The 7,188-nt window shown below is 69.0% G+C and carries 6 protein-coding genes; all 6 read left to right on the top strand.

Annotation, left to right across the window (positions count from 1 at the left end):
- On the top strand, positions 1 to 988 hold a 988-nt coding region (locus AC5E6L_RS12880), incomplete at its 5' end, for an OmpA family protein (protein WP_491773789.1).
- A gap of 11 nt (positions 989 to 999) precedes the next feature.
- A complete protein-coding gene (locus tag AC5E6L_RS12875) occupies positions 1,000 to 2,352 on the top strand; it encodes a hypothetical protein (protein ID WP_491773791.1) in 1,353 nt (450 codons plus the stop codon).
- Positions 2,349 to 3,689: a flagellar hook-length control protein FliK gene (locus AC5E6L_RS12870; protein ID WP_491773787.1), complete on the top strand. Its 1,341-nt coding sequence runs from the start codon at positions 2,349 to 2,351 to the stop codon at positions 3,687 to 3,689. Before AC5E6L_RS12875 ends, AC5E6L_RS12870 begins: the two co-directional genes overlap by 4 nt.
- A 193-nt stretch (positions 3,690 to 3,882) precedes the next feature.
- Complete coding sequence (locus tag AC5E6L_RS12865; RefSeq protein ID WP_491773785.1) at positions 3,883 to 4,617, top strand: response regulator transcription factor; 735 nt, start codon at positions 3,883 to 3,885, stop codon at positions 4,615 to 4,617.
- A gap of 35 nt (positions 4,618 to 4,652) precedes the next feature.
- On the top strand, positions 4,653 to 5,903 hold the full coding sequence (locus AC5E6L_RS12860; protein WP_491773783.1) for a flagellar hook protein FlgE: 1,251 nt from the start codon (positions 4,653 to 4,655) through the stop codon (positions 5,901 to 5,903).
- A 103-nt stretch (positions 5,904 to 6,006) separates the two neighbouring features.
- Positions 6,007 to 7,188 (top strand): flagellar hook-associated protein FlgK (gene flgK, locus AC5E6L_RS12855; protein ID WP_491773781.1); only part of this gene is annotated, 1,182 nt, incomplete at its 3' end.

Genomic DNA, 7,188 nt, shown 5'->3' with positions numbered 1-7,188 from the left:
GAAGGGCCTTTACGACGCCAAGGGCATCCAGGACGTCGAGGCGCTTCCCGCCGAGGGCGGCTCCGGCGAGACGGGCGCGGCGGAAGGCGGCGGGGCCGCCAATGCCCGCGCGGCCGCCGGCAGTGCCGCGTTCTTCGCCGACCCGTACGAAGCGCTCGACCGCATCGCCGGCGCGTTCGAGGCCGGCGATGCGGCGCCAGGCGGGCCGATGGGCGGCGCCCGGTCCTGGTTGACCGAAAAGGCCGATGCGCCCTCCGACACCTTCTTCGATCCCTTCGCGCCCGAGCGCTGGACGGAAATGCCGCAGGAGGCGCTGCCGGACATCACGCTCTCGGATACCGGCCATCCGCCCGCGCCACCGAACCTGGGGCAGGTGGGAGAGGCCGATGCGGCCGGCGACGGCGCGGGCCCCGGTTCCGCCGCGCGCGACGGCGCGCCGCGGCAGGTCGAAGCGGCCGGTGAGGAGGTGGCGGAGCCGGTGGCGGACGAGCCGGTGGTGGACGAGGCGACCGCGCGGGTGCGCCGGCAGGCCGAACAGTTGCGTGACGCCCTGACCGAGGCCCTGGGCGAGACTTTCGGCGAAGGCCATGTTCTGGTCGAGCAGCTCACGGTCGAGGCCCGGCCGGACGCGATCCTGATCTCGCTGACCGACAATCTCCAGATCCCCATGTTCGAGATCGGCTCGGCCATTCCCTCGCCGCCGCTTGTCGTCGCGCTCGAAAAGGTCGGCGGCGTGATCGCAGACCGGGCGGGCGGCATCCGCATCGAAGGGCACACCGACGCGCGCCCGTTCGCGGCCGGCTCCTCCGACAATTGGCAATTGTCGGGCGCGCGCGCCCAGGCCGCCTATTACATGCTCGTGCGCGGCGGCGTGCCCGAGGACCGGTTCCGCGCGGTGACCGGCAAGGCCGACCGCGAGTTGGCCGTCCCCGACGATCCGCTGAGCGCCCGCAACCGGCGCATCGACATCCTCGTGGAGCTCGAATAGCCGTGGCGGGCATGCGGACGATCGCGCCCCTGGCGCTGTGCCTTGCGACCGGCTTCGGGCCGGCATGGGCGCGCGCGGACGCGGACATTCCGACCGGTCCGCTCGGCGCGGTGCGGTCCCTGCACCACATCCAGGATCAGATCGCGCGCGGCGATGCGGCGGCCTTTCAGATGCAGCCAGGCATGTTGCGGATCGTCGATGCGCTGTTCGCCGCCATTGAAAGCGGCGCGTTCGCCGAGGCCGGTCACAGGCATGCGGTACTGGCCTATGCGGTGAGCGGGGGCAATCCGTCGACCTTTGCAAGCCTTTATGAAGCGATGGCCGGCGCGATCGACCAGGAGACCGAAATGGCGGTCGCCGATGCCGTGGGCACCGCCCTGCTCGGGCGCCGCGTCAGCGACGATCCGCGCGCGCGCCCTCTGGCGATCGGCGGCATGCTGGGCGCCGGCCTTGCGCTTTTGAACGGCATCAATGCCGAAGACGGGCGTGCGCGGATCGACCGGCTCGGCGAGGCGGTTCTGCTGGCGCCCGGCACGCTGGTCGAGGAATCGGCGCTGCGCCGATTGATGCCGCTGCACGCGCAGGCCGGCGATCACGCCGCGTTCCTGACCGTGGCAAGCCGGTATGCGCGCACCTTCGTCAACTCCCCTTACGCCTCGGACTTCGCCGCCGAGCTGGTTCGGGGCGGGGCGGCGCTGACGCGTCCTTCCGATCGCCGGCGGCTCGCCGAAATCATCGATTTCATGCCGCCGGCCCATCGCCGCTCCATCGTGGCGCGGCAGATGCGGGCGGCCACCGTCTCGGGCAATTTCGAGCTGGTGCGTTTTCTCCAGGCGCGTTACGCCTCCCGGAGCGAGGCGCCCGAAACGGCAGGGGCGGCGCGGACCCCGTCCTCCGAGCCGGAGGCCGTCCAGCGCCAGCGGCTCTATGCGCTGATGGCCGACATCGCCACGGCCGACCATGCCGCCGTCGCCGCCCGGCTCGATGCCATCGATGTCCGGGCACTGCCGCCGGCCGACCGCGAACTGCTTGAGGTGGCCCGTGCCGTGCTGCGCGACATGACGCGCCCGGGCGGCGATGTCGGCGAGGCCGGGCCCCAAGCCGATCCTGTCGCGCCCGATTCGTCCGAAAGCGGCGACGCCGGCCCGTTCGGCTTGCCGATGCAGCCGCGCGAGAATGATATCCGCACCGTTCTGCCCGGTTATGGCGCGGCGGCCGAGCCTGTCGCGCCCCCTCGCTCCGAGCCGGGGGACGCGGCCGCTGCGACGAGCGCGGACGCTCCGGCGGAGCATCGTGATTTTATCAGCAATGCCCGCGACATGCTGCGGGAAGTCGAGTCAGTTCTGGAGGTACGGGGCCGATGAACCAGTTTGCCGTTGCCCAAGCGCCGTCGGCGGGCGGCATGCCGCCCGCAAGACCAGCCAACGCCGATCGCGCCGGCACGGACGCCGCATCGTTCACCGAGGCTCTCGGCAAGGCGGGGCGCGCGCCCGAAGACGGAAACGCCGGTGCCGAGCCGAACGGCGATGGCTCCAAGGCGGACGCCGCGGACGGGCAGGGCGCGCCACCGGCGAAGCCGGAGCGCGCTCGCGGGCGCGAGGCGGCGGCGGACCTTTTGGGCGCGGTCGGCGGCGAGGCAGGCGGAAGCCGGACCGCCGATATCGAGGCGGCCCTCAAGGCAGGCGGGGCCGCCGGAGCCGATGCGGCGCTTCGACCGGACGTTGCCGGCCAGGTGCGGGGGGCGGGCGAGGTCGACCAAGCCCCTGTCGCCGGCGGCCGCGATGCGCCTGCCGCGCAGTCCCGCGGTCCGGAGGCGGCGGTGATGGCGGTCATGTCCTATCTGAATGCGCGATCCGCCGAAGGGGGCACCGGCCGCGCCGGTCCGCGCGCGCCCTCCGGGCCCGCCGGCCTGGAAGGCCGTGTCCCGGCCGGGAGCGGTCTCGACGGCCTGGTGCCGGCGCGGGGCGGGCCGGACAAGGGCGCCCATATCGCTCTGGGCGGTGCGGCCGTGCGCACGGATATGGCGGCCGGGACGGCATTCGCCGTCAAGGGCGAGGCGGTCGCCGGGGCCGATGTCGGCAAGGCTGCGAAGATCATGCCGGCACCGGCCGGCAAGCCGGTCTTGCCCGCGACTGGCGTTTCGGGTCAGGCCGATGGCGCAAGGCCGCAATCGCTTGCCGTGCCGCTCGATCTTGGGCGTGTCCTTGCGGGCGAGGGCGATCTTCCCGCGCCCATGCGCGAAACGGTCACCTCCCATGTGGCGCGCGTGATGGCGGCGTCGACGCACGGGCAGCCCGTTCCGGTGCTGCGCATTCAGCTTCAGCCGGCCCATCTGGGACAGGTCAACGTCACCATGCGCCTTTCGGGAGAGCAGATGCAGGTCACGCTCACGCCGGACAGCGCATCGGCCGCCCGCGTGCTGGGTTCGGACCAGGAGGCGATCACGACCGTCCTGAGATCCCTTGGCGGCGCTTTCGCCGGCGCCAGCATCGATGTGGGCGGCGAGGCGGCCCTGCGCCAGGGCCTCGACGAGGGGGCGGCGCGCGATGCCGCGGCCCGGCAGGGCGATGCATTCCATCACGGCGAACACCGGCCATCGGGCGGCGGGGCACGGGGCGGACCCGGTGACGCGGGCGAGCCCGCGATGGCCGCAGGCGGCGCCGCTTCGGCCGCGACGGCCGACGGGCGAATCATCATTTGATGGTTAATGGCCGGTTAACGGCCCGCCCGCGATCCGTCACCCCTTTGCCGGACAAGCTTTTTCCATGCTCGATAAGGTCGATTTTTTGATTTTCCTTGAAAAAGCAATAGGCAAAATATTGGGGGGTGAGAGAATGTCCGGCCAATCATACCAAACAAGGCATATCTTGGGGGTATTTTGGCGGGCAACACATATGATCGTGATCATCGACGACCGGTACGCTGTACTGGACGCTTATCGGGCTATGTTTTCACGTATAGGATATTCTGTTTACGGGGTTGGTTCCGGGGAAATGCAGGAGTGGCTGGAGGCGGGCTCGCCTGAAGAGCTCCAGGCCGTTCAGTCTTTCCTGATCGGAAGGACGAACGACGAGGATCGCCTGATTGGCGCGTTGCGCTCCCGGACCCGGGTGCCGATCATCGCCATGCTGGAGACCGGCTCGCTCAACGAGACGTTGCAGCGCTTCGACATCGGCGCCGACGACGTCGTGCGCAAGCCGGTCCATGTGCGCGAGATTCTGGCCCGTATCTCTGCGATCCGTCGCCGCGCCCAGGACAGCAAGACCTATATCGACTGCGGCCGCCTGCGGGTTTTCATGGACGGCCGCGACCCGATCGTGGACGGAAAGCCGTTTCCGCTGCCAAGACGCGAGCGGCGCGTGCTCGAATATTTGGCCGGCAACGGCGAGCGGCGCGCCTCGCGCACGCAGGTCTACAATGCCGTCTACGGCGTGCTGGAGGAGCATGTCGAGGAGTGCGTCATCGAAAGCCACATCTCCAAGCTGCGCAAGAAGCTTGCCAAGGTGCTCGGCGCCAACGTGATCGATTCGCGCCGCTATCTCGGCTACCGGCTGAATCTGGATCTGCTTCGGGCCGCATCTCCGTCGGTCGCGACCCCGGAGCAGCCTCGGGCAAGTTTGGCGGTTTAGTCTTTCCCGCACAATCGTGGGAAGGAGTCCGTCCGATGAGTCTCTACGGTATGATGCGCACCGGCGTGTCCGGCATGCAGGGTCAGGCCAGCAAGCTTGCGACGGTTGCCGACAACATCGCCAACTCGGCGACCACCGGCTACAAGAAGCTGGGCGTGGAGTTCTCCACCCTGGTGGTCAACAATTCGCCCAACAGCCACAATTCGGGTGGTGTGATCACCAATGTCCGCCAGCACGTCTCCCAGCAGGGCGTTCTCCAATTCACCAATTCGGCGCTCGATCTGGCCGTCGACGGCGGCGGGTTCTTCGTCGTCAAGGACGAGAACGGCGTCTCCTACATGACGCGGGCGGGCTCGTTCGTGCCCGACCAGGAAGGCCGGCTCGTCAACTCGGCGGGCTATTATCTGGCCGGCTACAGCTACGACAATGGCGATCCCGCGGTGACGGCCAACAGCCTCGACGGCACCGAGATCGTACGTCTCGACAGCACCGAGATGACGGCGGCGCCGAGCCAGTTCGGCCGGTTCCAGGTCAACCTGCCGTCCGATGCGGCGGTCTCGACCGACCCGCTGCCCTCGTCCAACGACCCGTTTGCCGGCTTCACGCACAAATCGTCGGTGCTCGCCTATGACAATCTGGGCGGCACGCAACTGCTCGACGTCTACATGACCAAGACGGCGGCCAACACTTGGGAGCTTGCGGTTTTCGACCAGTCTCAGGCCGCGCCGGGCACCAATTTTCCCTATGGCGCGGGGCCGCTCGCCACGCAGACCGTGACCTTCGACGGAACGACCGGCGAGCTTGACGGCGCAACCGTCCTAACCGTGCCGGTTCCCGACGGCAAGGCGCTGACGTTCGATCTGAGCGGCAGCACCCAGCTGGCCGCCGATTTCACGACTTATGACGTCACGGTCGATGGCAACGCGCCGTCGGCCGTCGAAAAGCTCAACATCGGCGCCGACGGCACGGTCTATGCGCAATATGAAAACGAGACGCTGCGCCCCTTGTTCCGCGTGCCGCTGGCCAGCGTGATCAGTCCCGACCGTTTGATCTCCGTGTCGGGCAACATCTTCGTCGCCAACGATGACAGCGGCGACGTCCGTCTCGGGTTCCCGGGCGAGGATGAGCTCGGCGGGCTGGTTTCGGGCGCGCTTGAGGCGTCCAATGTCGATATCGCCGAGGAGTTGACCGAGATGATCCAGGCGCAGCGCAACTACACGGCCAACTCGAAAACCTTCCAGACCGGCTCGGACCTGATGGATGTGCTGTTGACGCTCAAGCGGTAGTTGCGCGCCGCATGCGCCGGCTGCGGGGTGTCGATGAAATGATATCCGCCGGCGATCGTAACCCGATGAAGCCTGTGCCCGGGTCGATGGGCAGGGACATGTCATGACGCTGACGGCGGCCATCAAGATAGCGCAGACGTCGCTCTTCAATGCGTCCCAGCAGACGCAGCTGGCCGCGCGCAATATTTCCGATGCGGGCAACGAGAACTATGTGCGCCGCGAGGCGCGCGTATCGACGACGCAACATGGCGCCCGCGTCTATTCGATCCAGCGTGCCGACGAGCCGCACATGTTCCGCAGCGCGCTCTCCGCCCTTTCGGACAGCGCGGCCCAGTCGGCGGTCGGCGAGGCGTCCTCGCGCCTCCAGACGATCGTCAACGGCGTCGACAATCGCAATTCCCCCTCGGCCAAGATCGACGTTCTGCGCGATGCGCTCCAGGTGTTTTCGTCCGATGCGTCGAACACGATCCTGGGCGCGGCCAGCATCGATGCGGCCCGCGATCTGGCGCGCACCGTCAGCACCGCCTCGCGCGACGTCCAGGCCTATCGCGTCGACCTTGACCGTCAGATCGCCGCCGGCGTCGACGCGCTGCGCGGCCTGCTTGTCCAGTTCGAGCAGGCCAACGGCCAGGTCGTCAGCGGCACGCAGGCCGGCCGCGACGTCAACGATGCGCTCGACCGGCGCGACGCGCTCCTCAAGCAGATGTCCGAATATGTGTCCGTCTCCGTCGTCACGCGCGGCGAGAACGACATGGTGCTGTTCGCCGGCCAGGGCATCACCCTGTTCGAGACGGTGCCGCGCTCGATCGGCTTCGATGCGCGCACGGCCTACGATGCGGCGACGACGGGCAATCCGTTGCGCATCGACGGCGTGCCCCTGCATGTCGGCCAGGGTGCCAACACCTCGGCGGCCGGCCGGCTCTCGGCGCTGATACAGGCGCGCGACACGGTGGCGGTGCAGCAGCAGAGCCAGCTCGACGAGATCGCCCGCGGTCTTGTTGCGACCTTCGCCGAGACGGACCGGACCGGGGGCGCAGCGCCGCCGGCCGCCGGCCTGTTCACCTATTCGGGCGGTCCCGCCGTTCCCTCCGCGGGCGCCATCGTGCCGGGCATGGCGGGCACGCTGGCCGTCAATGCCGCCTTCGATCCCGAACGGGGCGGCGATCCGGCGCTGCTGCGCGACGGAGGCGCGAGCGGGGCGGCCTATATCGCCAACACCGGCGGCGGCGCGGCATTCCCCGACAATCTGATCGGCTTCATCGGCGGGCTCGATGCGCCGCGCGCC

The organism is Roseitalea sp. (genome assembly GCF_984466335.1).
Note: the sequence above shows the minus strand (reverse complement) of the source record. Positions and strands in the feature narration are given on the sequence as shown.